Annotated in this window: 22 protein-coding genes; 18 read left to right on the plus strand and 4 right to left on the minus strand. The window is 72.1% G+C overall.

Features of this window, described 5'->3' with window-relative positions; genetic code table 11:
* The first annotated feature begins 17 nt into the window (after positions 1 to 17).
* On the plus strand, positions 18 to 485 hold the full coding sequence (locus ACLQ3B_RS01360; RefSeq protein ID WP_425777994.1) for a nuclear transport factor 2 family protein: 468 nt from the start codon (positions 18 to 20) through the stop codon (positions 483 to 485).
* Complete coding sequence (locus ACLQ3B_RS01365; protein ID WP_124822868.1) at positions 482 to 685, plus strand: heavy-metal-associated domain-containing protein; 204 nt, start codon at positions 482 to 484, stop codon at positions 683 to 685. Before ACLQ3B_RS01360 ends, ACLQ3B_RS01365 begins: the two co-directional genes overlap by 4 nt.
* Positions 686 to 741: 56 nt before the next feature.
* Here ACLQ3B_RS01365 and ACLQ3B_RS01370 read toward each other — a convergent pair whose 3' ends face one another.
* On the minus strand, positions 742 to 1485 hold the full coding sequence (locus ACLQ3B_RS01370) for an SDR family NAD(P)-dependent oxidoreductase (protein ID WP_425776615.1): 744 nt from the start codon (positions 1483 to 1485) through the stop codon (positions 742 to 744).
* Positions 1486 to 1772: 287 nt separating this feature from the next.
* Here ACLQ3B_RS01370 and ACLQ3B_RS01375 point away from each other — a divergent pair, with 287 nt between their 5' ends.
* From ACLQ3B_RS01375 to ACLQ3B_RS01385, 3 genes are all read left to right on the plus strand, one after another.
* Entirely contained in the window at positions 1773 to 2402 is a 630-nt protein-coding gene (locus ACLQ3B_RS01375) for an HAD-IA family hydrolase (RefSeq protein WP_425776616.1), read from the plus strand.
* 96 nt (positions 2403 to 2498) lie between these two features.
* Positions 2499 to 2978, plus strand: a complete 480-nt coding sequence (locus ACLQ3B_RS01380; RefSeq protein ID WP_425776618.1) for a GNAT family N-acetyltransferase — start codon at positions 2499 to 2501, stop codon at positions 2976 to 2978.
* 92 nt (positions 2979 to 3070) lie between these two features.
* A complete protein-coding gene (locus tag ACLQ3B_RS01385) occupies positions 3071 to 4213 on the plus strand; it encodes a polysaccharide pyruvyl transferase family protein (RefSeq protein ID WP_238671475.1) in 1143 nt (380 codons plus the stop codon).
* An 8-nt stretch (positions 4214 to 4221) separates the two neighbouring features.
* On the opposite strand, the gene ACLQ3B_RS01390 is transcribed toward ACLQ3B_RS01385, so the two are convergent.
* Positions 4222 to 4428 carry a hypothetical protein gene (locus tag ACLQ3B_RS01390; protein WP_425776620.1) on the minus strand — a complete coding sequence of 69 codons (207 nt, stop codon included), beginning with the start codon at positions 4426 to 4428 and terminating at the stop codon, positions 4222 to 4224.
* A gap of 82 nt (positions 4429 to 4510) precedes the next feature.
* Between ACLQ3B_RS01390 and ACLQ3B_RS01395 the strand changes: the two genes are divergently transcribed.
* From ACLQ3B_RS01395 to ACLQ3B_RS01405, 3 genes are all read left to right on the plus strand, one after another.
* Positions 4511 to 5029: a DinB family protein gene (locus ACLQ3B_RS01395; RefSeq protein WP_425776622.1), complete on the plus strand. Its 519-nt coding sequence runs from the start codon at positions 4511 to 4513 to the stop codon at positions 5027 to 5029.
* A 162-nt stretch (positions 5030 to 5191) separates the two neighbouring features.
* Positions 5192 to 8368, plus strand: a complete 3177-nt coding sequence (locus ACLQ3B_RS01400; RefSeq protein ID WP_425776624.1) for an SNF2-related protein — start codon at positions 5192 to 5194, stop codon at positions 8366 to 8368.
* A complete protein-coding gene (locus tag ACLQ3B_RS01405; protein WP_425776626.1) occupies positions 8365 to 9267 on the plus strand; it encodes an SWIM zinc finger family protein in 903 nt (300 codons plus the stop codon). The genes ACLQ3B_RS01400 and ACLQ3B_RS01405 overlap by 4 nt, the downstream gene beginning before the upstream one ends.
* Before the next feature lie 4 nt (positions 9268 to 9271).
* On the opposite strand, the gene ACLQ3B_RS01410 is transcribed toward ACLQ3B_RS01405, so the two are convergent.
* The gene (locus tag ACLQ3B_RS01410) at positions 9272 to 9529 is read right to left on the minus strand and encodes a DUF3040 domain-containing protein (protein WP_091409372.1); all 258 of its coding nucleotides are present in this window, start codon (positions 9527 to 9529) and stop codon (positions 9272 to 9274) included.
* A gap of 431 nt (positions 9530 to 9960) precedes the next feature.
* On the opposite strand from ACLQ3B_RS01410, the gene ACLQ3B_RS01415 reads away from it, so the two are divergent.
* Genes ACLQ3B_RS01415 through ACLQ3B_RS01435 form a run of 5 tightly spaced genes read left to right on the plus strand, consistent with a single transcriptional unit; the run spans position 9961 to position 16230 of the window.
* The gene (locus tag ACLQ3B_RS01415) at positions 9961 to 12060 is read left to right on the plus strand and encodes a DUF1800 domain-containing protein (RefSeq protein WP_425776628.1); all 2100 of its coding nucleotides are present in this window, start codon (positions 9961 to 9963) and stop codon (positions 12058 to 12060) included.
* Between the two features lie 8 nt (positions 12061 to 12068).
* Entirely contained in the window at positions 12069 to 13451 is a 1383-nt protein-coding gene (locus ACLQ3B_RS01420) for a DUF1501 domain-containing protein (RefSeq protein ID WP_425776629.1), read from the plus strand.
* Complete coding sequence (locus tag ACLQ3B_RS01425; RefSeq protein ID WP_425776631.1) at positions 13448 to 14866, plus strand: ferredoxin reductase family protein; 1419 nt, start codon at positions 13448 to 13450, stop codon at positions 14864 to 14866. Before ACLQ3B_RS01420 ends, ACLQ3B_RS01425 begins: the two co-directional genes overlap by 4 nt.
* A gap of 13 nt (positions 14867 to 14879) precedes the next feature.
* Positions 14880 to 15458: an FMN-binding protein gene (locus tag ACLQ3B_RS01430; RefSeq protein WP_425776633.1), complete on the plus strand. Its 579-nt coding sequence runs from the start codon at positions 14880 to 14882 to the stop codon at positions 15456 to 15458.
* 49 nt (positions 15459 to 15507) lie between these two features.
* Positions 15508 to 16230 (plus strand): FAD:protein FMN transferase, encoded by a 723-nt coding sequence (locus ACLQ3B_RS01435; protein WP_425777995.1) that lies wholly within the window; start codon positions 15508 to 15510, stop codon positions 16228 to 16230.
* 251 nt (positions 16231 to 16481) lie between these two features.
* Here ACLQ3B_RS01435 and ACLQ3B_RS01440 read toward each other — a convergent pair whose 3' ends face one another.
* The gene (locus ACLQ3B_RS01440) at positions 16482 to 17153 is read right to left on the minus strand and encodes a bifunctional DNA primase/polymerase (RefSeq protein WP_425776635.1); all 672 of its coding nucleotides are present in this window, start codon (positions 17151 to 17153) and stop codon (positions 16482 to 16484) included.
* Between the two features lie 248 nt (positions 17154 to 17401).
* Here ACLQ3B_RS01440 and ACLQ3B_RS01445 point away from each other — a divergent pair, with 248 nt between their 5' ends.
* The 5 genes from ACLQ3B_RS01445 to ACLQ3B_RS01465 all read left to right on the plus strand — a co-directional run bounded on the left by ACLQ3B_RS01445 (position 17402) and on the right by ACLQ3B_RS01465 (position 22111).
* Entirely contained in the window at positions 17402 to 18631 is a 1230-nt protein-coding gene (locus ACLQ3B_RS01445; protein ID WP_196925247.1) for a helix-turn-helix domain-containing protein, read from the plus strand.
* A gap of 16 nt (positions 18632 to 18647) precedes the next feature.
* Positions 18648 to 19220 (plus strand): flavoprotein, encoded by a 573-nt coding sequence (locus ACLQ3B_RS01450; RefSeq protein ID WP_425776637.1) that lies wholly within the window; start codon positions 18648 to 18650, stop codon positions 19218 to 19220.
* A 118-nt stretch (positions 19221 to 19338) separates the two neighbouring features.
* On the plus strand, positions 19339 to 20175 hold the full coding sequence (locus tag ACLQ3B_RS01455) for a Nif3-like dinuclear metal center hexameric protein (protein WP_425777996.1): 837 nt from the start codon (positions 19339 to 19341) through the stop codon (positions 20173 to 20175).
* The gene (locus ACLQ3B_RS01460) at positions 20165 to 20902 is read left to right on the plus strand and encodes a zinc ribbon domain-containing protein (protein ID WP_425776639.1); all 738 of its coding nucleotides are present in this window, start codon (positions 20165 to 20167) and stop codon (positions 20900 to 20902) included. The genes ACLQ3B_RS01455 and ACLQ3B_RS01460 overlap by 11 nt, the downstream gene beginning before the upstream one ends.
* 3 nt (positions 20903 to 20905) lie before the next feature.
* Positions 20906 to 22111 (plus strand): bifunctional RNase H/acid phosphatase, encoded by a 1206-nt coding sequence (locus tag ACLQ3B_RS01465; RefSeq protein ID WP_425776641.1) that lies wholly within the window; start codon positions 20906 to 20908, stop codon positions 22109 to 22111.
* Positions 22112 to 22177 lie beyond the last annotated feature (66 nt).

The following is a 22177-nucleotide window of genomic DNA, read 5'->3' on the forward strand; positions in this document are numbered from 1 at the left end:
AGTTGGCGGTGGATGACATGGGCGGTCTCGATGGCATCAACCCGAAGGAGTTCATCACCAACTTCTTCACCTCCTTCATGAGCGATTTGGTTCGCGGCGACGACGATCCTGCGATGGTCGTCGACCGGTACCACACGCCCGACATTCTGCAGGTCGCCGACGGCAACCTGATGGACCGCGCCAAGCTCATCGCACACACCCGCCCGGCGCGGAAACACCAGACCGGCGCCCGGTGGGAGGTGCATGAGGCGATAGCAGACGGGGACCGGATCGCCGCCCGCTACACACTGCACTTCCAGACCGCCAAGCGCGCGGGCAGCGTCGACGTCCACTTCTTCGGGCAGTTCGCTGCCGATGGGCGGATGCGCCGGGCACACATGCTCACCCGAGCGGTCCCCCTGAAAGCCAGCGATGCCGCCCCGGCCGAGGTCAGCTCACAGCTTCCGCCACCAGAGGCGCCCGACCGAAGGCAGTTGCCGGCATGACGGTCAGCAGCTATCGGGTGATCGGGATGGCCTGCGGGCACTGCGCAGGCTTCGTCACCGAGGAGATCGAACGGCTTTCCGGAGTCACCGCCGTGGCGGTGGACGTCGAACGCGACACCGCCACGGTGACGAGCGATGGACCTCTCGACATCGCCGAGGTGCGTGCCGCAGTCGAGGAAGCCGGCTACGAACTGCCCTGACGTCCAGCGGTACGGCAACTCCAGCCAGCCCGGCGGCCACCTGGCGGGTCGAAGGGTCAGCTGGTGAAGCCGCCGTCCACGTTGACCACCGCTCCGGTCACGTAGCTGGCCTCGGGGCTGGCCAGGTGCGCGACGGTGGCCGCGATATCGGCGGGGCGGGCGTAGCGGCCGACTGCGGTGAATCCGCTGATCGCCGCCGCGTTCGGCCCGTCCGCCGGGTTGGCGTCGGTGTCTGTCGGCCCGGGGTTGACCAGGTTGACGGTGATGGCCCGTGGGCCCAGTTCACGGGCCAGGCCCCGGGTCAGCCCGACCAGAGCGGTCTTGCTCATCGCGTAGAGCGTCAGGCCGGGAAAGACCGCCCGTTCACCGACGTTGCTGCCGATGCTGATGATCCGTCCACCGTCGCCCAGGTGCCGCAGCGCCGCCCGCGCGGCGACGTACGGTGCCCTGATGTTGACCGCGATCGTCTGCTCCACCTCTGCCGAGCCAAGCTCGTCGAGGGCGCCGACGAGGAACACCGCGGCATTGTTGACCAGGATGTCCAACCGACCCAGTTCGGCGGCCGCCCGGTCGACGGCGCCCCGCACGGCGGCCGGGTCGGCGCCGTCCGCCTGGATCGCCAGCGCTCTGCGGCCCAGCGCCTCGATCTGCTTCACCACGGTCGCGGCCCGCTCGGCGTCCTGCCGGTAGGTCAGCGCCACGTCGGCCCCGTCCTGTGCCAGGCGCAGGGCGATGCCGGCTCCGATGCCCCGGGAACCGCCGGTCACCAAGGCGACCTTGTCGTTGAGTGTCGTCGTCATGCAAACGATCATCTGGCCGCGCAGGCCTCCCGTCTGGCGGCCATCGGACGTCTCGCTCCGACCGCCAGGTCCGATTGCCGCGATCCTCGACTTCCCGCAATCCCCGGCGGGCCGCCGACCCGGCGGGCCGCCGACCCGGCGGGCCGCCGACCCGGCGGGCCGCCATGATCCGGGCAACTTCACGGGTCCTGCTGCCTCACCAGACGACGAGACAGCAGGATCACCGAAGTTGCGCGGATCTTGCGAGGTGGGGGAGGGTGGGGCCGGGCGACCCGGGGAGCGTGAGCGTGGAACTGGCGGGCATTGGCGCGGTGCTGTTCGACATGGACGGCACCCTCGTCGACTCCGACGCCGCCGTGGAGCGGGCCTGGGAGCGGTGGGCCGCCGAGTACGCCGTCGACCCGGCTGCGGCGCTGGTGATCGCGCACGGCAGCCCGGCCGACCGGACCATCCGCCGGCTGCTGCCCGCGCTCGACGACAGTGCGGTCGCCGCCGCCGCGGCACGACAGTTGGCGTTGCAGTACGACGACCTGTCCGACGTGACGGCCACCCCCGGCGCGCACGACCTGCTGACCGCGCTGGCCCGGCTGGGGCTGCCCTGGGCGGTGGTGACCAGCGCCGACGCGCGGCTTGCCGAGGCCCGGCTCGGTGCCGCAGGCATCAAGGCGCCGGTGCTCGTCACCGTGGAGGACGTCAGCGTCGGTAAGCCGGACCCGGAGGGCTATCTGCGGGGCGCGGCGCTGCTGGGCGTACCCGTGGCGCGGTGCCTGGTCGTCGAGGACGCCGAGGTCGGCCTGCGAGCCGGTCGGGCGGCCGGGGCGATGACCGCCGCGCTGAAGGGCCTCGACGGCGACCTGCGTCTGCACGACCTGGCCCACCTGGCCCACCAACTGGAGTCGACGCCGACGGCGCCCTGACCGCCCGGCCGTCCGTACGCCCCGGCGGGGAATCCGTTGGCGTGTCCGGGCCGGTTCTGCTGCACTACCCGCTGGCGACGACGAAGGGGAGACGCGGTGGAGTTGACGCTGACACCGATGACCGCACCGGAGCTGGCCCGGCTGCTGGGGTCACTGGAGCAGGGGTACGCCGAGGACCTGGTGGCGCACCGGGGGATGACCCCGGAGGCGGCCCTTGAGCGATCGGTCAGTCAGATCCGCGAGTCGCTGCCGGACGGCGCGGCCACCGAGGGGGCGCTGCTGCGGGTGGGCCGGGTCGGTGACACCGAGGTCGGCTGGATCTGGGTGACCCTGCCGACGGCCGCCGCCCCGGACCAGGCGTGGATCCACAACATCGAGGTGGACGAGGAGCACCGGGGACGCGGGTACGCGCGGCGGATGATCCAGCTCATCGAGGCCGAACTCGCCCAGCTGGGCGTGCCCGAGCTGGGTCTGAACGTCTTCGGTACGAACACCGTGGCTATCGGCCTCTACGACAGTCTGGGTTTCGAGGTCACCTCGCAGCAGATGGCGAAGCGCATCACCCCGGCGAGCTGAGTCGGGGACGACCCCAGGTGGGTCCCCTGGGCAGGACTGTTCACCTGCCCAGCGGGAAACCGGCGCGGACCGCACCTGGGGAGGAGCGACGGATGACGCATGGCGCCGGACTGACCATCGGTGTGCTGGGCTCGTACGGTGGGCGAAACCTCGGCGACGAGGCCATCCTCACCGGCCTGCTCACCGATCTGCGTACGCAGGAACCGAACGCCCGGATCATCGTCTTCTCCCGGAACCCGGAGCACACCCGGGCCGCACACCCGGACGTCGAGGCGGTGCCGTGGGAGGGCGTGAGCCGTACCGACTCGGCTCTCGTCCTGGCCCAGCTCGACCTGCTCATCCTGGGTGGAGGCGGCATCCTCTACGACCGGGAGGCCCGCCGTTACCTGCGGGTCGTCCGGGTCGCCCAGGAACGGGGCCTGCCGCTGATCACGTACGCGGTGGGGGTCGGGCCGCTCAGCGACGCGGTGGACACCGGCATGGTCCGGGAAACGCTCTCCAGCGCGACCCAGGTGACCGTCCGGGACCAGGAGTCCCGGATGGTGTTGGAGGAGGCCGGCCTGCTGAACCCGATCACGGTCACCGCGGACCCCGCGTTCCTGCTGCAACCGGAGGAGTTCCCCGCCCACCTGCTGGCCGAGGAGGGTGTGCCGGTCGGCAAGAGGCTGGTCGGGATCAGCGTGCGGGAGCCGGGCCGGGCCGCCGAACGCCTCGACGTGGATGGTTACCACCGGCTGTTGGCCCAGATCGGTGACTTCCTGGTGCACCGGATCGACGCGTACGTGCTGTTCGTGCCGATGGAACGCGACGACATCCGGCACTCCCACGGAGTGCTGTCCCACATGGTCGCCGCCGAGCGGGGTCGGATCCTGCACGGCACCTACTCTCCGCAGCAGGTGCTGGGGTTGATGCGCCACTTCGACCTGGCCGTCGGCATGCGCCTGCACTTCCTGATCTTCGCGGCGATGGTCGGTACGCCGTTCCTGCCCCTGCCGTACGCCGGCAAGGTCTTCGACCTGGCCCAACGGCTCGGTGTGCCGGCGCTACGCGGTGTGGAGCGGGAGGTCGAGGGGCCGCTGCTGGCCGAGGTCGACCGGCTCTGGGACGAGCGGGAGCAGCGCGCCGAGGCCACCGCCCGACGGGTGGCGGAGGTGTGCGATCAGGCGCGGGGCACCTCGGAGGTCACCCGCGGCGTGTTGGAGAGCCTGCGCAGCCAAACCCTCACCCGGGTCTGAGCGGGCGGTCACACCGCTGGGCCGGTCCACCGGTAGCGCCACTCGCGGGCCTCCTCGCGGGCGGTTTCCAACTCGTAGATCTGCGCGTCGGCCAGCCCACCGGAGCCGATGTGATGGTGGGTCAGCGGCGGGCGGCCGTTGGTGTCCAGTTCGACGGTGATGGTCTGCCCGTCCGCCGTGCCGCCGACGAGAAGGATCTGCACGGATGAAGCCATGCGCCCATCCTGCCCGTCGTAGCGCCCGCCCGCAGCGGATAGCGGGGCAGCGCTGGACCGGGCCCGTGGCTAGGGTCGGCGGATGGAGCAGACGATCGATCCCACGCTCGGTCCGGTGCTCGCCCGCACCGGCGACGAGCGCGCCGTCCTGACCTCGTTCCTCGATTTCCACCGGGCCGTGCTGCTGCGCAAACTGCGCGGTCTCTCCGACGCCGACGCCCGCCGCCGGCTGGTGCCCTCGGCGACCACGCTCGTCGGGTTGGTCAAGCACCTGACCCTGGTCGAGCGGAACTGGTTCCCGACCCTGCTGGCCCCCGAGCCGGGCGACGTCTACCTGACCTCCGAGGAGGACGCCGTCGCCAGCTTCACCCTCGGCGACCAGGAGACCGTCGCAGGGCTCATCGAGGCGTACGAGCGGGCCTGCGCCCGTTCCCGGGCGGTCGTCGCGACCGTCGACCTCGATCACGTGGTGCCGCATCCGCAGCTCGGCGAGGTGTCGGTGCGCTGGGTTCTGGTGCACATGATCGAGGAGACGGCCCGGCACGCGGGCCACGCCGACATCCTGCGTGAGCTGACCGACGGCGACTCCGGCGCATTCTGACCCCGTCCCACCCCAGAACCCCGCGATCTTGCGCCTTCTTCGGTGACAAAAGGTGCATCCGTCGCAAAGCGCCAACACCAACCGCAAGATCGCGCAGGTGGCGGCGGTGGGTCGCCGAGCGGGCCGCCTATTCTGGGGGCGGGCGGCGACTAGGGGGAGCAGGTGCTGGTCATCCACGGGCTGTGGTTGCCCGGCGACAGCTCGACCGGCGGCCTCGCCGTCTGGGCCGAGGACAGCGCCGCACCGCTTCCCGCTCCGCGTTCGGGCCGACCGGCCCGGGAACGCCCGCACCCCTTCGCCGCCGGGCACACCGATCTGGCCGCCGTCCTCGCCGAAGCCGCCGAGCCGACCCGGCCGGACACCGCGCTGCTCACCCTGCCCACCCTGGCGGGCGCGCCGACCGACTCACCCGAGCTGATCCGGACCACCGTCGCACCCGCGGCCCGCGGCCGGCTCACCCTTGCCGGTTGGCGGGTCCCCATCCTGGTGTACGCCCCGGACGACGCCCTGTCGCTGCTGAACGCCCTGGACGACATCCCGGCGGTACCCGGGGCCACCCTGCGGCACCTCGCCGAGCTGGCCGACTTCGCCGCCGACCTGGTGACCCGTGGCCGGGTCCTCCCCGGCGTACGCACCACGACGGGCGACCAGCCGCCCAGCGCTGCTATGGCGGGGCCGCCTGGCGCTGCCGCGCAGGCGATCTGGCGTCCACTGCTGACCGGCACCGACGCCGCCTGGGCGCGATCGCTGGCGCTCGCCCTGCCACCCGCCGCCCGAGCGGTCGTCGAGCCACCCGCCGCCCGAGCGGCAGCCCTGCCGCCCACCACCGAGTTGACCGCCGCCGCGCTGGTCGCGGACGCGCTCGACGCGTTGACCGACGCCGCCGCGCGGGCCGCTCTGTCAACCACCACGCTGGCCCGAGGGCTGCGCCCGGGTGGTCCGGCGCCGGCCTGGTTGGCCGCCCTCGCCGGCCCGCAGCGGGACTTCACCATCGACCCGGCCGGGCTGGCCACTCTCTCCTCCGAACTGGAAGCGTGGCAGCGTGACGCCGCCGGTGGCCCGGTGCGGGCCAGTTTCCGCCTGGTGGAACCGGCCCCCGACGAGATCACCGAACCGGTCCTGGCCACCCGGCCGGTCCCCGGCGACACTGCGTCCGTGCCGGTCGAGTCGACAGGTGGCGGGCGCTGGCGGCTGGAGTTCGGGTTGCAGGCCGCGGATGAGCCTGGGCTGCACGTCGACGCCGGGGAGGTCTGGCGGGCGCCGCAGACGCTCGGCGGCCTGGCCGGCCGTACCACCAGCCCACAGGAGACGCTGCTCGCCGAGCTGGGGCGGGCCAGCCGGCTCTGGCCGGACCTGGACGCCGCGCTGCGGACCGCCGCCCCGGAGGCGATGGAACTCGACGTCGAGGGGGCCCACCGGTTCCTCAGTGCGGGCGCGCCGGTGCTGCACGCGGCCGGTTTCGGGGTGCTGCTGCCGTCCTGGTGGCAGCGTCCGTCGGCGCGCCTGGGTGCCCGGTTGCGGGCGCGCAGCCGCACCGCGCCGGGCACGGTGGGTGGCACCGATTCCGGTGTCGGTCTGGACGCCCTGGTCGACTACCGCTGGGAGATCGCGCTCGGTGACCAGCCGCTGTCCGCCGAGGAGTTGGCGGCGCTGGCCGAGACGAAGACCCCGTTGGTACGGCTGCGCGGCCGGTGGGTGGAGTTGGACCCGGGGCGGCTCGCGGCCGGTCTGCGTCTGCTCCGTTCCGCAGGCGAGTTGACGGTCGCCGACCTGCTCCGCCTCGGCCTGGCCGACGGCGAGGCCACCGGCGCGCTGCCGGTGCTGGAGGTGACCGCCGACGGAGCGCTGGGCGACCTGCTCGCCGGCGCGGTCGAGCGGCGGCTCACGCCGCTGGAACCGCCGCCGAGCTTCCAGGGGACGCTGCGGCCGTACCAGCAGCGAGGGCTGGCCTGGCTGGCCTTCCTGCGCTCACTCGGCCTGGGCGGTGTGCTCGCCGACGACATGGGGCTGGGCAAGACCGTCCAACTGCTCGCGTTGCTCGCCGGGGACCCACCGGAGACCGGGCCGACCCTGCTGGTCTGTCCGATGTCGCTGGTCGGCAACTGGCAGCGGGAGGCGGCGCGGTTCACCCCGGGGCTGCGGGTGCACGTACACCATGGTGCGGAGCGGGCGCGGGGGGCGGAGTTCACCGCGGCCGCGCACGGCGCGGACCTCGTCCTGACCACCTACTCGGTGGCCGCCCGCGACGCCGCCGACCTGGCTGGCATCGACTGGCACCGGGTGGTGGTGGACGAGGCCCAGGCGATCAAGAACGCGTCGACCCGGCAGGCCGAGGCGGTTCGCGCGCTGCCCGCCCGGCAGCGGGTGGCGGTGACCGGTACGCCTGTGGAGAACCGCCTCGCCGACCTCTGGTCGATCATGCAGTTCGCCAACCCGGGTCTGCTCGGGCCGGCCGCGACGTTCCGCAAGCGGTTCGCCGAGCCGATCGAGCGGCACGGCGACGCCGAGGCCGCCGAGCGGCTCCGCCGGATCACCGGCCCGTTCGTGTTGCGCCGACTCAAGACCGACTCGTCGATCATCTCGGATCTGCCGGAGAAGCTGGAGATGGAGGTGCTCTGCAACCTCACCTCCGAGCAGGCCGCGTTGTACCGGGTGGTGGTCGACGACATGCTCGCCCGGATCGAGACCAGTGATGGCATCGAGCGACGCGGCCTGGTGCTGGCCACCATGACCCGACTCAAGCAGGTCTGCAACCACCCCGCCCAACTGCTGCGTGACGGCTCGCCGCTGGAGGGCCGCTCCGGCAAGCTGGCCCGGCTCACCGAGATCCTGGAGGAGGTGCTGGCGGCGGGGGAGCGGGCGCTGCTCTTCACCCAGTACGCCGAGTTCGGTGCGATGTTGCGCGGTCACCTGTCGGCGCGGTTCGGCCGGGAGGTGCTGTTCCTGCACGGTGGCCTCGGCAAGGCCGAACGGGACGCCCTGGTGCAGCGCTTCCAGTCGGCGGAGGGTCCACCGCTGTTCGTCCTGTCCCTCAAGGCCGGCGGCACCGGGCTGACCCTGACCGCCGCGAACCACGTGGTGCATGTGGACCGGTGGTGGAACCCGGCGGTCGAGGACCAGGCCACCGACCGGGCGTTCCGGATCGGGCAGAGCCGGCGGGTGCAGGTTCGCAAGTTCGTCTGCGCCGGCACGGTCGAGGAGAAGGTCGCCGCGATGATCGCCGACAAGCGCAGCCTCGCCGAGCGGGTGGTCGGCACCGGTGAGCAGTGGATCACCGAGTTGTCCACCGGCCAGTTGCGGGACCTGTTCGCCCTGGAGGCCGGGGCGGTGGTGGAGTGACCGACTTCGCCGACTACGGGCGCCCCCGCAAGGTCGACGGGGGTCTGCGGGCGCGTAGCGCCCGAGGTGCGATAGGCCGCTCCTGGTGGTCGCGGCGTTTCCTGGAGGTGCTGGAGTCGTTCGCGCTCGGCACCCGGTTGACCCGGGGCCGGTCGTACGCGCGGGCCGGTCAGGTGCTCACGCTCGACATCACACCCGGGCGGGTCGGCGCGGTGGTGCAGGGCTCCCGGCCGAAGCCGTACCAGGTGTCGATCGCGTTGAAGCCGTTCCCGGCCGCGCTCTGGTCCCGAATCGAGAACGAGCTGGCCGGGCAGGCGTTCTTCAGTGCCCGGTTGCTCGCCGGGGACCTGCCCGACGAGTTGGAGGAGCTGTTCGCCGCGGCCGGCGCGCCGCTCTTCCCGGCCGGCGTGGACGAGCTGACCCAGCGCTGCAACTGCCCCGACTTCGCGGTGCCGTGCAAGCACCTCGCGGCGACGTTCTACCTGCTGGCCGAGGCGTTCGACGCGGACCCGTTCGAGTTGCTGCACTGGCGCGGTCGATCCCGCGCGGAGTTGCTCGACGAACTCCGCGCCCGGCGCGCCGCGGCCACCGGTGCCACTCCGCCGCCCCCGCCGGTCGACCAACCGTCCGAACCGGACGGTGCGGCGTCGGCGGTGGACGTCGCGGCCCCGGTCGGTGCCGCCCGTGCGCTCGCCGGGTTGTCGGCGACGCCGCTGGCGGAGACGGCGGACCGGTTCTGGTCGGCGCCGGTGCCGCTGCCGGATCGGCCGCCCCGACTGGTGACCGGCACCGACCTGCTGCTGCGCCAGCTCGGAGCGCCGGCCCCGGCCATCGGTGGGCCGGGACTGCTCGAACGGCTGCGCCGCGCGTACCGGGCGTTCGGCCCGGCCGACCAGTGAGCCGTCACGTCCAGCGGCGGCGGAACCGCCACATGATCGCGGCGTTGGCCACCAGCACCACCGCGCAGATCGCGCCGGTCAGTCGACCGGCGAACACGGCTATCGCCGGCAGCGACGCCCACAGCACGATGGTCAACAACATCAGGTAGCGGCCCCTGCGGGCCCGAGCCCGGTGGTCCAACCGGTTGAAGAAGGCCGGGTCACTTTCCCGGAGCTGACGGGTGATCTGGTCGAATCTGCGCTGATCCTCTTTGCTGAGCATGGCGCTGCCTTCCCCTCACGCGTTCAGCGGTTCGGCGGCATACCCGCTGCGGTGGCGGCTCACGCTCGCCCGCTGCTGCTACTTTTCCTCCACGCGAAGGCGCTTCATGTCCGGCTTACCGCAACCTTAAGTTTGCCTTTGGTGTTAAACGACGCCGAAAGTGTCGGGTACGGCGGCGTGGTCCGATCCGTGCTCGGCTGCCGCGCGTACGCCCTGCTGGGAAGGTCTGCGGGCGGCTCCACCACACCGCCCCTCGCCGAGGTCGCACTGAACGCTGTCTTAAGTGCCCTGACGAGTGTGTTCCGGCCACCTTGAAGGGCCCTGGGGCCTTGGTTACCTTGCCGTAGCAACCCCCTCAGGCAACAGTCGCCGCACCTGCCGCACCTGCCCGGTAGCAGCTTCCGGCGCTCATCAGAAATCGGGATTGGTACATGGCCGACCAGAATGTGCCACCACGTCGACCGCGGGACGACCGCGGTTGGGACGGACGCCAGCACCACAGCGCTGACGGCTACGGCGACCCCAACACGCCCGCGCCCTACGGCTACGACTCGCCCCACCCCCACCAGGGCGGCTACGCCGCGCAGGCCGACCCGCGTGAGCAGTACGCCGACGGGTACGTGCACCCCGGACAGCCCGCACCCGCCCCGCGCGGTCCGCAGTGGGTCGGCCCGGAGGGCCTGGGTCGCCCGGCCCCGGCGCGTCCGGCCGGCACCGGACTGCCCACCATCGACGATGACGACGAGCCGGGTCGCAAGGTCGGCCGACGTAAGGCGATGGTGGCCCTCGGCGGCACCGCCGCCGTCGTCGCCGGTGGCGCGGCGCTCGCCATGACCCCGCAGTTCCGTGGCCTCTTCGGCGACGAGGCGGCGGCCGGCGACGCGACCGGCAGCACGGTGACCGACGGCACCGCGGCGCGGCCCAGCGGCCAGCAGCCCAGCACGGTGCGTACCTACACGGAACAGAACGAGAGCTACATGGGCTCCCGGGCCGGTGAGGCGCTGAAGAAGAACGCGCCGGCCGGTGGACGGACCTTCTCCGGCCCGGCCGCGGCCGCGGCGGCGACCAAGGTGACAGTGAAGACGGTGCTGGCCAAGGACCCGATCCTGCACCTGGCCCGGCGCACCACCTTCGGCGCGACGCCCGCGGTGGTCGCCGACATCAAGCGCGAGGGCATCGACGCCTGGATCCGCGCCCAGTTGGACCCGGAGAAGTTGGAGCCGAGCAAGGGCGAGCTGAAGCTCTCCGAGCTGCCGACCCAGAAGCTCTCCGTGCAGCAGCTGCGCGACCAGCGGGACAAGCTCAACGAGCAGGACGCCCAGCCGGAACGGGAGATGGTCGACGCCACCATCGCCCGGCAGATCTGGTCCAAGCGCCAACTGTTCGAGGTGATGGTCGACTTCTGGAACGACTTCCTGCACGTCGCCGCGGACTTCGACGGCGGCGAGGTGTACCGCAACTCGTTCGACCAGGACGTCGTGCGCAAGCACGCGCTGGGCAGCTACCCGGAGATGCTGGTCGCCGCGAACAAGCACCCGGCGCTGCTGATCTACCTGAACCAGAAGGACTCCCGCAAGGACGCGATCAACGAGAACCTCGCCCGGGAGAACCTCGAGCTCTACTCGGTCGGTGTCGACGGCGGCTACAAGGAGCCGGACGTCCGGCAGGCCGCCATGTTGCAGACCGGACGCGGCGTCGACGACAAGGGCAAGTACGTCTTCCGGCCCGAGCAGCACTACGTCGGCAAGGTGAAGATCCTCGGCTTCAGCCACCTGAACAACTCGGCCGACCCGAAGAAGGCCGAAGCGGCGATCGACGCGTACATCACCTACATCGCGACGCACCCGTCGACCGCGAAGTACGTGGCGCAGAGCCTGGCCACCCGGTTCGTCTCGGACACCCCGCCGAAGTCCCTGGTGGACCGGCTGGCCAAGACGTACACCACCAACAAGGGCATGATCAAGCCGGTCCTGATGACGCTGTTCTGCTCCTCGGAGTTCTGGGCCGGCGTGGGCCAGAAGGTGCGCCGGCCGATGGAGTACCTGGTCGCCACGTACCGCACCCTGGGCGTCTCACCGGAGGCGTCGCCGAAGCACGACAACGGCGACAGCAAGCGCACCGCGTACGCGCGGGGGCTGCGGCAGATCCACGACAAGATGCGCGAGTTGGGCCAGTCTCCGATGGGTCACCCGACCCCGGACGGCTACCCGGACGTCTACGTCGCCTGGACGTCGGCCGGCACGATGGTCAACGGCTGGAACGAGGCGGGCGAGATCCTCGCCGGCTACCGCACCACCTTCACGTACACGGCGCCGGAGAAGCTGATCGCCAAGCCCCCGGCGACGGCCGGGGCGTACGTGGACGCGCTCTCCCTGCGGCTGGTGGGCCAGAAGTTGAGCACGCGGGAGAAGAACCTCATCCTCGGCGTGGCCGGTGTGGTGGCGACCACAAAGGTCGACGCCACGTTCAACGGGGCCATCACCGCCGTCGCGCGGGCGATCCTCGCTTCCCCCCAGCACCACCTCCGGTGAGGCACCCGATGGAGAAGACTGTGTACAACTCTTTCCCCCTGCACCCCGAATGCCCCGACGTGCGCCGGCTGGCCGACAACCCGGCCGAGGCGTTGCTGCGCGCCGAGGCGGACATCGTCGCCGCCGAGAACGCTGCCGAGTTCGACAGGTACCGCACCCTGGAGGACCTGGAGGAGGCCCAGCAGGACGGTCGCGGCGTGACCCGGCGGACCTTCGTCGCCGGTGCCGCGGCCACCGCCACCGCGCTGGCCACCGCCCAGTTCGTCACCACCTCGGCGTCGTTCGCGGCGACCAAGACCGGCACGCTGATCCACGTCTTCCTCTACGGCGGGCTGGACGGGCTGAGCCTGATCGCGCCGGACAACGACGCGGTGCTCAACAAGGCCCGGCCCGACCTGCTGCTCGGCAACGACTCGCTGGCCCTGGGCCGCGGCTTCAAGCTGACCAGCGCGTTCAAGCCGCTGGAGAAGTGGCTCACCGCCGGTCAGCTGGGCTTCATCCCGGGGGTCTCCGACGAGCGGCTGTCCCGCAGCCACTTCCAGGCCGCGGACGCCTGCAACCTGGGCGGGCTGCCGAACGAGACCGGCGGCCGGGGCTGGCTCGACGGGCTGGTCGACAACCTGGGCAAGGGCACCGCGTTCCGCAGCGTCGGCATCGGCAGCACGCTGCCCCGGTCGCTGGTCGGCAACAACGGCGCGCTGTCGCTGAACAACGTCGGGTCGCTGCGGCTCAACGGTGACGAGCGGTTCCGCGCCGCCACCGAGAAGGCCATCAAGGGGCTCTTCACCGGGATCAACCACCCGGTCGAGGAGGCCGTGCAGGAGGGCATGGGCGCGCTGGCCACCGCGCAGAAGCTCGCCGCCAAGCCGTACCAGCCCGCCGAGGGCGTCAAGTACGAGGGCGTCGGCAGCGCGTTCCAGCAACTCGCCCAGCTCATCAAGGGCGGTGCCAACGTCCGGGTCGCCACCGTCGGCATGGGTGGCTACGACACCCACGAGAACCAGGGCACCCGCGAGGGCGGCCAGCTGTACCGCCGGCTGAACGAGCTGGCCAGCGCCATGGCCGCCTTCTTCACCGACCTCGGCCCGAAGGCCGCCGACGTGACGATCATGGTGTCCAGCGAGTTCGGCCGTCGGGTCGGCTCCAACAACAACGGCACCGACCACGGGCACGGCGGCGTGGTCACCCTGCTCTCCGGCAAGAAGCTGGCCGGTTCGCTGCTCGGCACCTGGAACGGTCTGGACAAGCTGGACTCCGGCGACGTGCCGGAGAACAACAACATGTTCAACGTCTACGGCGCGGTGGCGCAGGGCCGGTTCGGGCTCACCAACGCGGAGGTCGACAAGGTCTTCCCCCGCCAGAAGTACGCCCCGATGAAGCTGTACGCGTGACGCATTCGCACACCCACGCCACCGGCCGTCGTACCGGGACCTCGTCCCGGCACGGCGGCCGGTCGGCGGTACCCGTACCCCCGCAGATCCCGGACCGGCGCGGACCCGGCGGTCGACGGCTGCTGGGCGTGCTGCTCCTGGTCGGCCTGCTCGCCAGCGTGCTGCCGTGGTGGTTGGGCACCCCCGCCGGTTCGCTGCGGACCACCGCGATGACCGTCACCGCGGCCGGTCGGATCACCGGCCTGGTCGCCGGCTACCTGCTGTTGGTGCAGGTGCTGATGATGAGCCGCCTGCCGGTGCTGGAACGGTGGATCGGCGGCGAGCACATGGCCCGCTGGCACCGGGACATCGGCGCCACCCTGCTGGTCACCGTGCTGGCGCACGTGTCGTTGATCCTCGTCGGCTACGCCGACCTGCGGAACCAGTCGATCCTGGCCGAGGTCGGCACGTTGCTCGGCGACTACGAGGACATGGTCTCGGCGTTCGTCGCCGCGGGCATCATGATGCTCGTCGGGTTCAGCAGCATCCGGGCGATCCGGCGGGCGTTGCCCTACGAGCTGTGGCACCTGCTGCACCTGTCCAGCTACCTGATCCTGCTGCTCGGCTTCGGCCACCAGTTCACCCACGGCGCGCAGCTGTACAAGCCCGGCCCGGTGCGCACCGGCTGGATCGCGCTCTACCTGCTGGTGGTCGCCGCCCTGCTCTGGGGCCGCGTGCTCGCGCCGCTGGCGTTCAACCTGCGCTACAAGCTGCGGGTCGCCGACGTGGTCGCCGAGAGCACCGACACCATCTCCATCTACCTCACCGGGGAGCGGCTCGGCCGGCTGGCGATGCTCGGCGGCCAACACTTCCGCTGGCGGTTCCTCACCCGGGGCTGCTGGTGGCAGTCGCACCCGTTCTCCGTCTCCGCCGCCGCCAACGGCCGCTGGCTGCGGGTCACCGTCAAGGTGGTCGGCACCCACACGGCCGACCTGCGCGACCTGGACCCGGGCACCCGGGTCTGGGCCGAAGGCCCGTCGGGCACCTTCACCGCCGCGCACCGGCTGCGCGAGCGGGCACTGCTGATCGCCGGCGGCAGCGGCATCACGCCGATCCGGGCGATGCTGGAAGAGCTGCCGCCCGGCGCCGCGCTGATCTACCGGGCCCGCACACCCGCCGACGTGCTGCTCAGCCGCGAGTTGGACTGGCTGGCGCAGGAACGCCACACCTCCGTCTGGTACGTCATCGGCTCCCGCGACGACCCCGGCCCCCGCCAGCTGATGAGCCCGGACGGGCTGCGTCAACTGGTGCCCGACGTGGCCCGACGCGACGTCTACCTGTGCGGGCCGCCCGGATTGGTGGAACAGTCGGTGCGTGCGCTGCGGCGGGCCGGAGTGCCCCGACGGCAGATCCACCTGGCCACGTTCGAGCTGTAGGAAGGGCATCCCCATGCGTCGCGCGTTCCTCGCGATCACCGGCCTGGCCGCCAGCACCACCGCGCTTGTGGTGTTCAAGGGCTCGCCGGCCGCCACCCAGGTCGCCCAGAACCTGCCGACCGCCCAGCCGGTCAACCCCACCCCGCAGGATGTCGTGCCGAGCGCCGACCCGGCGGGCGTGGCGCCCACGCCGTCGGTCGCGCCCAAGGCGCCGACGTCGCCCAAACCGACAAAGAGCACCGCCCGCCCGTCCGGCACCCGCACCACCACGAAGGCCGCACCCCGCACCACCACCAAGGCGCCCCAGTCGACCACCCGCCGGGTCACCGGCAACGGCTTCGAGAACGAGTACGGGTACGTGCAGGTGCAGATCGTCGTCTCCGGTAACCGGATCGTCGAGGCCGTCGCGCTGTCGCTGCCCAGCGGGGGTGAATCCGACATCCACAGCGGCGACGTCCGCAACCGCTACGACGGCGGCGGCGGCGAGGTGGTGCAGAAGCAGAACGCGAACCTCAACACCGTCTCCGGGGCCACCGAGACCAGCAACTCCTACAAGCAGTCGCTGCGGTCCGCCATCGAGCAGGCCTTCTGACGTGCGGGCCACGCTGACCCGCCCCGGGCTGTGCCGGGTCGAACAGATCATGGGTACGGCCATCACCCTGGACCTCGCCGACGATCTGCCACCGTCGACCCTGCGCGAGCTGGCGGATGACGTCTTCGCCTGGATGCACGAGGTGGACGCGCGGTTCAGCACCTACCAGCCGGACAGCGAGGTGCGCCGCTTCGACAGGGGTGAGGTGCTGCTCTCCGAGGCGTCCGCGGACCTGCGGTACGTGCTGGAGACCTGCGCCGACCTGTGGGGCGCCACCGACGGGTTCTTCGACGCGTACGCCACCGGTCGGCTCGACCCGTCCGGCTTCGTCAAGGGCTGGGCGGCCCAGGTCGCCTCGGACCGCCTCGTCGCCGCCGGTGCCGTCAACCACTGCGTGAACGCCGGCGGTGACGTACGGGTGCGGGGCCTCTCGCCGTCGGGGGAGCCATGGCGCATCGGCATCCGGCACCCGTGGGACGCGATGGCGGCGTGCCTGGTGCTCACCGGAACCGACCTGGCCGTGGCCACGTCCGGCGTGTACGAGCGGGGTCGGCACGTGCTGGACCCGCGCCGGGGCGCGTCGGCCAGTGGGCTGCGCTCGGTGACAGTGGTCGGCACCGACCTGGGGGTGGCCGACGCGTACGCCACCGCCGCCCTCGCCATGGGCACCCCGGGCCTCAACTGGCTGGCCCGCCTGGACGACCACACCCACGCGGCGATCACCGACAACGCCCGCCAGTACCACTCCGCCGACCTCCCCCTGACCCCCTAACGGATGGGGCGGTGGGTGCCGGCTGGGCGGGAGCCGGTGGGGCGTGGGCGGCCGGGTCGGGAGCCGGACGGTCGGGTGCCGGCCCAGCGGTGCCGTGGATGGCTGCGCCGGGGCGGCTCGGTGCCGCCGGGGTGAGGCGCTCTGTCGTTTGTGGACATCGTTCCCCCGTTCGTGGCGCGCGTTCGCGCTCTTCCCCTGTCAACGAGGACCGGCGTCGCGGCGACGCTGTCGGGCACCGGATCGAATCGTCGTCACATGCCGCGTCGTGGCAGCGGCAGGTGACCGGGGAGCAGGTCGGGGGCGAGCGTCACACCTGTCGCGCGCAGCGCCCCGATCAAGGTGTTCTGCACGAGGTACGAATCCGGTAGTTGCCAGCGGGCCTGCTCCGGGGCGACTGCCCACCGGACGGTGCCCTCCGGCAGTCGGGTGGGCGGCGCGGGGATCCACGAGCCTGGTCCGTGTCGGACCACGTGGAAGCAGTGCTCCAACTCCGGCCGGAGCGGATCGCCGGGGCGGACCAGGAACATCCACCGCCCGGTGGGCGTGACCAGCACCGGTCCGCGTACGCCGGTGCCGGCCGGGTGGATCTGGACCGCGTCGAGCACGTGCCGGCCGAGGTGGGCGGGCACCTCCAGCACGTCGAAGGCCCGGCCGGTGGGCAGTAGCACCCCGTGCGGTCGGCTCCGCCACCAGGTCGCGACCCGGGCCGGGTCGGCGCTGGCGGCCAGTTCCCAGTTCTCCAGGGCCGGGTGGCAGCCCACCGTGGGACAGCCGGCCCGGCCGCACACGAAGCGGCTGCGGGCCAGACAGGCGCCCGGCGTGACCTCCCAGCCGTGGATGGCGTACCGGATGGCGACCCGGCGCAGCCGTACCCGTTCCAGCGGCGACAGTTCGGCAACGCGCGGTCCGACGTTCCCCCACATATGTGCCAACTCCTCTCGTCGGGCCCGGCGTTCGCCAGGTCGCATGTCGAGCACCGTCACTGCCGTAACCCACGATCGTTGAGGTTGACGAACGGCCCGTGCAACTTGCACGAAAAGTACGAGGACTAGCTGTACGGCTGACGTACATCCTGTGCGACCAGCGAAAACCTGAAAATGAACGGCAGTCGCCGCACCCGAAGACATCGCCCCGGCTCGATTGGTCGTCGGTGGCAGGGGAGGATGGGGAGATGGACGAGCTACCCATAGGACGGCGAGTGGCCTACTGGCGGGGGCGACGCAAGATGTCCCAGCAGGTCTTCGCGGACCGGCTGGGCAAGTCCAAGAGTTGGGTGGACAAGGTCGAACGCGGCGTCCGTCGATTGGACAAGTTCTCCGTCCTCTACGAGATCGCCGACATCCTCCAGATGGACGTGCAGCTGCTGATGGGCAAAGACCCGGAGCGGCGCGCCGACGCCCTCAACTGCATCGACCAGGTCGAGGTGCAGGAGATCCGGGCGGCGCTGGAACGCTACGACTCGATGAGCGCCTACTTCGACGCGGTGCCGTACCCGCCGCCGATGGACGACATGCGCAAGGCCGTCAACCACGCCTGGCTCACCTACCAGTACGGCCGCTACGGAATGCTCACCCGGGCGCTACCGAAGCTGCTGCGCGACGCCCAGGCGGCCGACGCCGCCTACGGCGGTGAGCGGGCCGCCGAGGCGGCCCACCTGCTCGGCCAGGTCTACCAGATCGCCTCGTCGGTGCTGCGCAAGCTCGGCGAGTGCGAGCTCGCCTGGCTGGCCGCCGACCGGTCGATGGCGGTGGCCCAGCGGGCCGACGACCCGCTGCTGGCCGGGATCGCCACCACCCGGGTGTGCAACGCCCTGGTCGCGATGGGGCGGGCCCGTCCCGCGCTGGAGCTGAACGTCCAGATCGCCAACCGGCTGGCACCGGGTGGGAGCAACGAGGTCTCCCCGGCCCGCCTCTCCGTCTACGGGATGCTGCTGCTCCAGGGCGCGATGGCCGCGTCCCGCATCGGCGACTCGGCAAGCGTCGACGATCTGATCAACTGCGCGCAGGAGGCCGCCACCCTGCTCGGCGGCGACCACAACCACTACTGGACGTCGTTCGGGCCGACGAACGTCGAACTGCACCGGGCCGCCGCCGCGGTGGAGCTGGGCGACGGGGGGCGGGCCGTGGAGGTGCACCAGTTGCGCATCGCGGAGCCCGCCTTCAACGCGCTGCTGCCCGAGCGCCGCGCCCACCACCTGCTCGACATCGCTCGCGGGTACGCCCAGATAGGTGACGTGGCGAACGCCGGCGAGATGCTGCTGCTCGGTGATCGGCTCGCCCCGTCGGAGATCCGGTGCCGGCCGATCGCGCACGAGGTGATGTCCGACATCCTCCGTCGCACACGTGGTGCGCCGCCTTCTCCGGTAGCGGAGTTGGCTGAGCACATGGGAGTAGGGGTATGAGCGCGGAGCCGGTCTGATGGCCGGTGCAGCGCGCAACAGCGGGCACCGCGAGGTGCTCTACGTCATCGCCTGCGGTTCGCCGCTGGCACGGCACGTCGGTCGTCTGGTCGACCTCGCCCAACAGGACGGTTGGGACGTCTGCGTGGTCACCACGCCGGACGGCGCGAAGTTCGTCGACCAGTCGGCCCTGATCCGGCAGACCGGCCACCCGGTGCGGACGCACTACAAGAATCCTGGTGACCCGGACGTCCTGCCGCCCGCCGACGCCATGATCGTCTGCCCGGCCACAGTCAACACGGTCAACAAGTGGGCGGCCGGGATCACCGACACCCTGGCGCTCGGGCTGCTGGTCGAGGCCCAGGGCAAGGGTGTCCCCATCGTGGCGGTGCCGTACACAAACGCGGCGATGGCCTGCCACCCGGCGTTCCGCGCCGGGGTGGCCCGGTTGGCCGAGTGGGGCGTCACGGTGCTCTTCGGTGAGGACGTGATCGCTCTGCATCCGCCCGGCACGGGGGAACAGCACACCCACGCCTTCCCCTGGGCGATGCCGCTGGCCGCGTTGCAGACCGTCTCCTGGAGCGCGGCCTAACGCATCCGGCAGATCTTCCGCCCGACGCGGCCGGGCCGGGTGTCACCGCCCGGTGGCCTCCACGCCGGTAAGCTGGCCCGCCGTGAGCACAAGCGGATCCGCCCCCACAGTCGGCGACGTGGTTGCCGCGCTGGAACGGCGCTTTCCGCCGGTCTGGGCGGAAGAGTGGGACCGGGTGGGCCTGGTGCTCGGCGAGCCGGCCGCCCCGGTCCGCCGGGTGCTCTGCGTGGTCGACGTGGTGCCCGAGACGGTCGACGAAGCCCTCGCCGCCGAGGCGGACATGATCGTCGCGCATCACCCGCTGCTGCTGCGCGGGGTGTCGTCGGTCGCCGCGACGACCTTCAAGGGGCGGATCATCCACCGGATGATCCGGGCCGGGGTGGCGCTCTACGCGGCGCACACCAACGCCGACGTGGCCTCCCCGGGCGTCTCCGACGCCCTCGCCGCCCGCTTCGGGCTCACCGGTCTGCGCCCGCTCCAGCGGCCCGCGCCCGGCTCGCCCGCCCACGGCGACGACAGGGGTTTCGGCCGAATCGGCGAGCTGCCCCAGCCGATGACCCTCGCCGAACTGACCCGGCACGCCGCCGCGGTGCTTCCCGTCACGTCCTGGGGAGTTCGCGCGGCGGGGGATCCCGGGCGTATGGTTCGTACCCTCGCCGTCAGCGGCGGGTCGGGGGACAGCTTCCTCGGCGCCGCGACCGCCGCCGGGGTGGACGCGTTCCTCACCGCCGACCTGCGGCACCACCCGGCCGGCGAGCACCTCGCCGCCGATGGTCCCGCCCTGATCGACGCCGCCCACTGGGCGACCGAACGACCGTGGCTGGACGACCTGGCCGCCTTCCTCCGGGAGGCGCTGGACGTCGAGACGCTGGTGTCCGACCTGGACACCGACCCGTGGACCGTGCACGCCGCCGCACCCGTTGTGGACGACAAGGAGCCCGACCGTGAAGGCTGACCCTCAGGTGCAGCGCCGCCTGCTCGACCTCCAGGCGATCGACACCAACCTCGCCCAGCTCGCCCACCGCAGGCGGACGCTTGCCGAGCGGGCCGAGCTGGAGTCGCTGGCCCGGGAGCTGTCGTCGATGGAGGACGAGCGGGTGCGCGCCCAGGTGGCCGTCGACGACCTGGACCGGGACATCGCCCGGTTGGAGAAGGACGTCGAGCAGGTCCGGGCCCGCAAGGAGAAGGACGAGAACCGGCTGGCCGCCGGCACCGGTCCCGCCCGCGAGCTGGAGGCGCTCCAGCACGAGCTGGTCTCGCTGAAGCGCCGCCAGGGCGACCTGGAGGACGCCGAGCTGGAGCTGATGGAGCAGCGGGAGACCGCGCAGGGCGTACTGGACGGCGTGGAGCAGCGGCTGGCCGAGACCCGGGACAAGCGGGCCGCGACCGAGCAGCGCCGCGACGACGCGCTGGCCGAGATCACCAAGGAGGAGGAGTTCAAGCGGGGCGCCCGGCAACCGCTCGCCGCCGACCTCCCGAGCGAGCTGGTCAACCTCTACGACAAGATCCGCGCGGACACCGGGTTGGGCGCCGCGCTGCTCACCGCCGGCCGCTGCGGCGGGTGCCGCCTGGACCTGTCCGGTGCCGACCTGGCCCGGATCCGCAAGGCCGCCCCCGACGACGTGGTCCGCTGCGAGGACTGCCGACGGATCATGGTCCGCACCAACGAGTCGGGCCTGTAGGTCGTGGCGCCGCGCGTGGTCTCCATGGAGGCCGACGGTGGGTCCCGGGGCAACCCCGGCCCCGCCGGCTACGGCGCGGTGGTCCGCGACCCGGACACCGGCGAGGTGCTCGCCGAGCGCTCCGAGTCGCTCGGTACGGCCACCAACAACGTCGCCGAGTACCAGGGCCTGATCGCCGGGTTGACCGCCGCCGCCGAGTTGGGCGCCGCCGAGGTGGACGTTCGGATGGACTCCAAGCTGGTGGTCGAGCAGATGTGCGGCCGGTGGCAGATCAAGCACCCCGGTCTGCGCCCCCTCGCCGCCCAGGCCGCCGCGCTGGTGGGCCGGTTCAGCGCGGTCCGGTTCAGCTGGATCCCGCGCGAGCAGAACCGGCACGCCGACGCCCTTGCCAACGCCGCCATGGACGCCGCCGCCGGCCGTCCTGCGACGGCTGCGGCCCCCGGCCGTCCTGCGACGGCTGCGGCCCCCGGCCGTCCTGCGACGGCTGCGGCCCCCGGCCAGCCCGCGACGACGCCCGCCGCCCCGATCATCGGCAGCGACCCGGCGACCGCGCCGGCCTCCTGGGAGCCGCGGCCGACCTTCACCGCCACCCGGCTGATCCTGGTCCGCCATGGCGAGACCCCGTACACCGAGCAGCGCCGCTACTCCGGGCGCGGCGACGTGCCGCTCTCCGAGCGTGGCCGGGCCCAGGCCCGCGCCACCGGCGCCCGGGTGGCCGAGCTGGCCCCGTCCGTCGCGGCCGTGCTCAGCTCACCCTTGTCCAGGTGTACGGCCACCGCGGCGTCGATCGCCGGGGCGCTCGGTGACGTGCCGGTCCGCACCGAGGACGACCTGATCGAGTGCGACTTCGGCCAGTGGGAGGGGCGCACCTTCGCCGAGGTGCGCCAGCAGTGGCCGGGGGAGATGGACGCCTGGCTCGCCTCACCCCGGATCGCGCCACCGGGCGGGGAGTCGTTCACCCACGTCGCCGAACGCGCGCACCGCGTCATCAGCGGGCTGCTCACCGCGTACCCCGGTGAGACCGTGGTGGTCGTCTCGCACGTCTCGCCGATCAAGCTGATGCTGCGCGACGCCCTCGCGGCCGGCGACGGCTTCCTGCACCGGCTCTTCCTGGACGCGGCCGGCATCTCGGTGCTCGACATGTGGCCCGACGGTGGGGTGGCCGTGCGCACGGTCAACGACACCGCCCACCTCTCCACGATCGGCTGAGCCGCCCCACCCTCCGTCCGTCAGCCTGGTCGGTTGCGCCGTTCGGCGCAGCCGGCCGGCCGTTCG

This window comes from Micromonospora sp. DT53 (assembly GCF_049841535.1).
GTDB lineage: Bacteria > Actinomycetota > Actinomycetes > Mycobacteriales > Micromonosporaceae > Micromonospora.

Bases quoted from the DNA above. Each gene is read 5' to 3' on its own strand.
- ACLQ3B_RS01415 (WP_425776628.1), top strand. From the start codon at position 9,961: ATGGCCGACCAGAATGTGCCACCACGTCGACCGCGGGACGACCGCGGT.
- ACLQ3B_RS01450 (WP_425776637.1), top strand. From the start codon at position 18,648: ATGGCCGGTGCAGCGCGCAACAGCGGGCACCGCGAGGTGCTCTACGTC.
- ACLQ3B_RS01445 (WP_196925247.1), top strand. From the start codon at position 17,402: ATGGACGAGCTACCCATAGGACGGCGAGTGGCCTACTGGCGGGGGCGA.
- ACLQ3B_RS01410 (WP_091409372.1), bottom strand. From the start codon at position 9,529: ATGCTCAGCAAAGAGGATCAGCGCAGATTCGACCAGATCACCCGTCAG.
- ACLQ3B_RS01385 (WP_238671475.1), top strand. From the start codon at position 3,071: ATGACGCATGGCGCCGGACTGACCATCGGTGTGCTGGGCTCGTACGGT.
- ACLQ3B_RS01430 (WP_425776633.1), top strand. From the start codon at position 14,880: ATGCGTCGCGCGTTCCTCGCGATCACCGGCCTGGCCGCCAGCACCACC.
- ACLQ3B_RS01370 (WP_425776615.1), bottom strand. From the start codon at position 1,485: ATGACGACGACACTCAACGACAAGGTCGCCTTGGTGACCGGCGGTTCC.
- ACLQ3B_RS01365 (WP_124822868.1), top strand. From the start codon at position 482: ATGACGGTCAGCAGCTATCGGGTGATCGGGATGGCCTGCGGGCACTGC.
- ACLQ3B_RS01360 (WP_425777994.1), top strand. From the start codon at position 18: ATGGGCGGTCTCGATGGCATCAACCCGAAGGAGTTCATCACCAACTTC.
- ACLQ3B_RS01435 (WP_425777995.1), top strand. From the start codon at position 15,508: ATGGGTACGGCCATCACCCTGGACCTCGCCGACGATCTGCCACCGTCG.
- ACLQ3B_RS01390 (WP_425776620.1), bottom strand. From the start codon at position 4,428: ATGGCTTCATCCGTGCAGATCCTTCTCGTCGGCGGCACGGCGGACGGG.
- ACLQ3B_RS01440 (WP_425776635.1), bottom strand. From the start codon at position 17,153: ATGTGGGGGAACGTCGGACCGCGCGTTGCCGAACTGTCGCCGCTGGAA.
- ACLQ3B_RS01420 (WP_425776629.1), top strand. From the start codon at position 12,069: ATGGAGAAGACTGTGTACAACTCTTTCCCCCTGCACCCCGAATGCCCC.
- ACLQ3B_RS01395 (WP_425776622.1), top strand. From the start codon at position 4,511: ATGGAGCAGACGATCGATCCCACGCTCGGTCCGGTGCTCGCCCGCACC.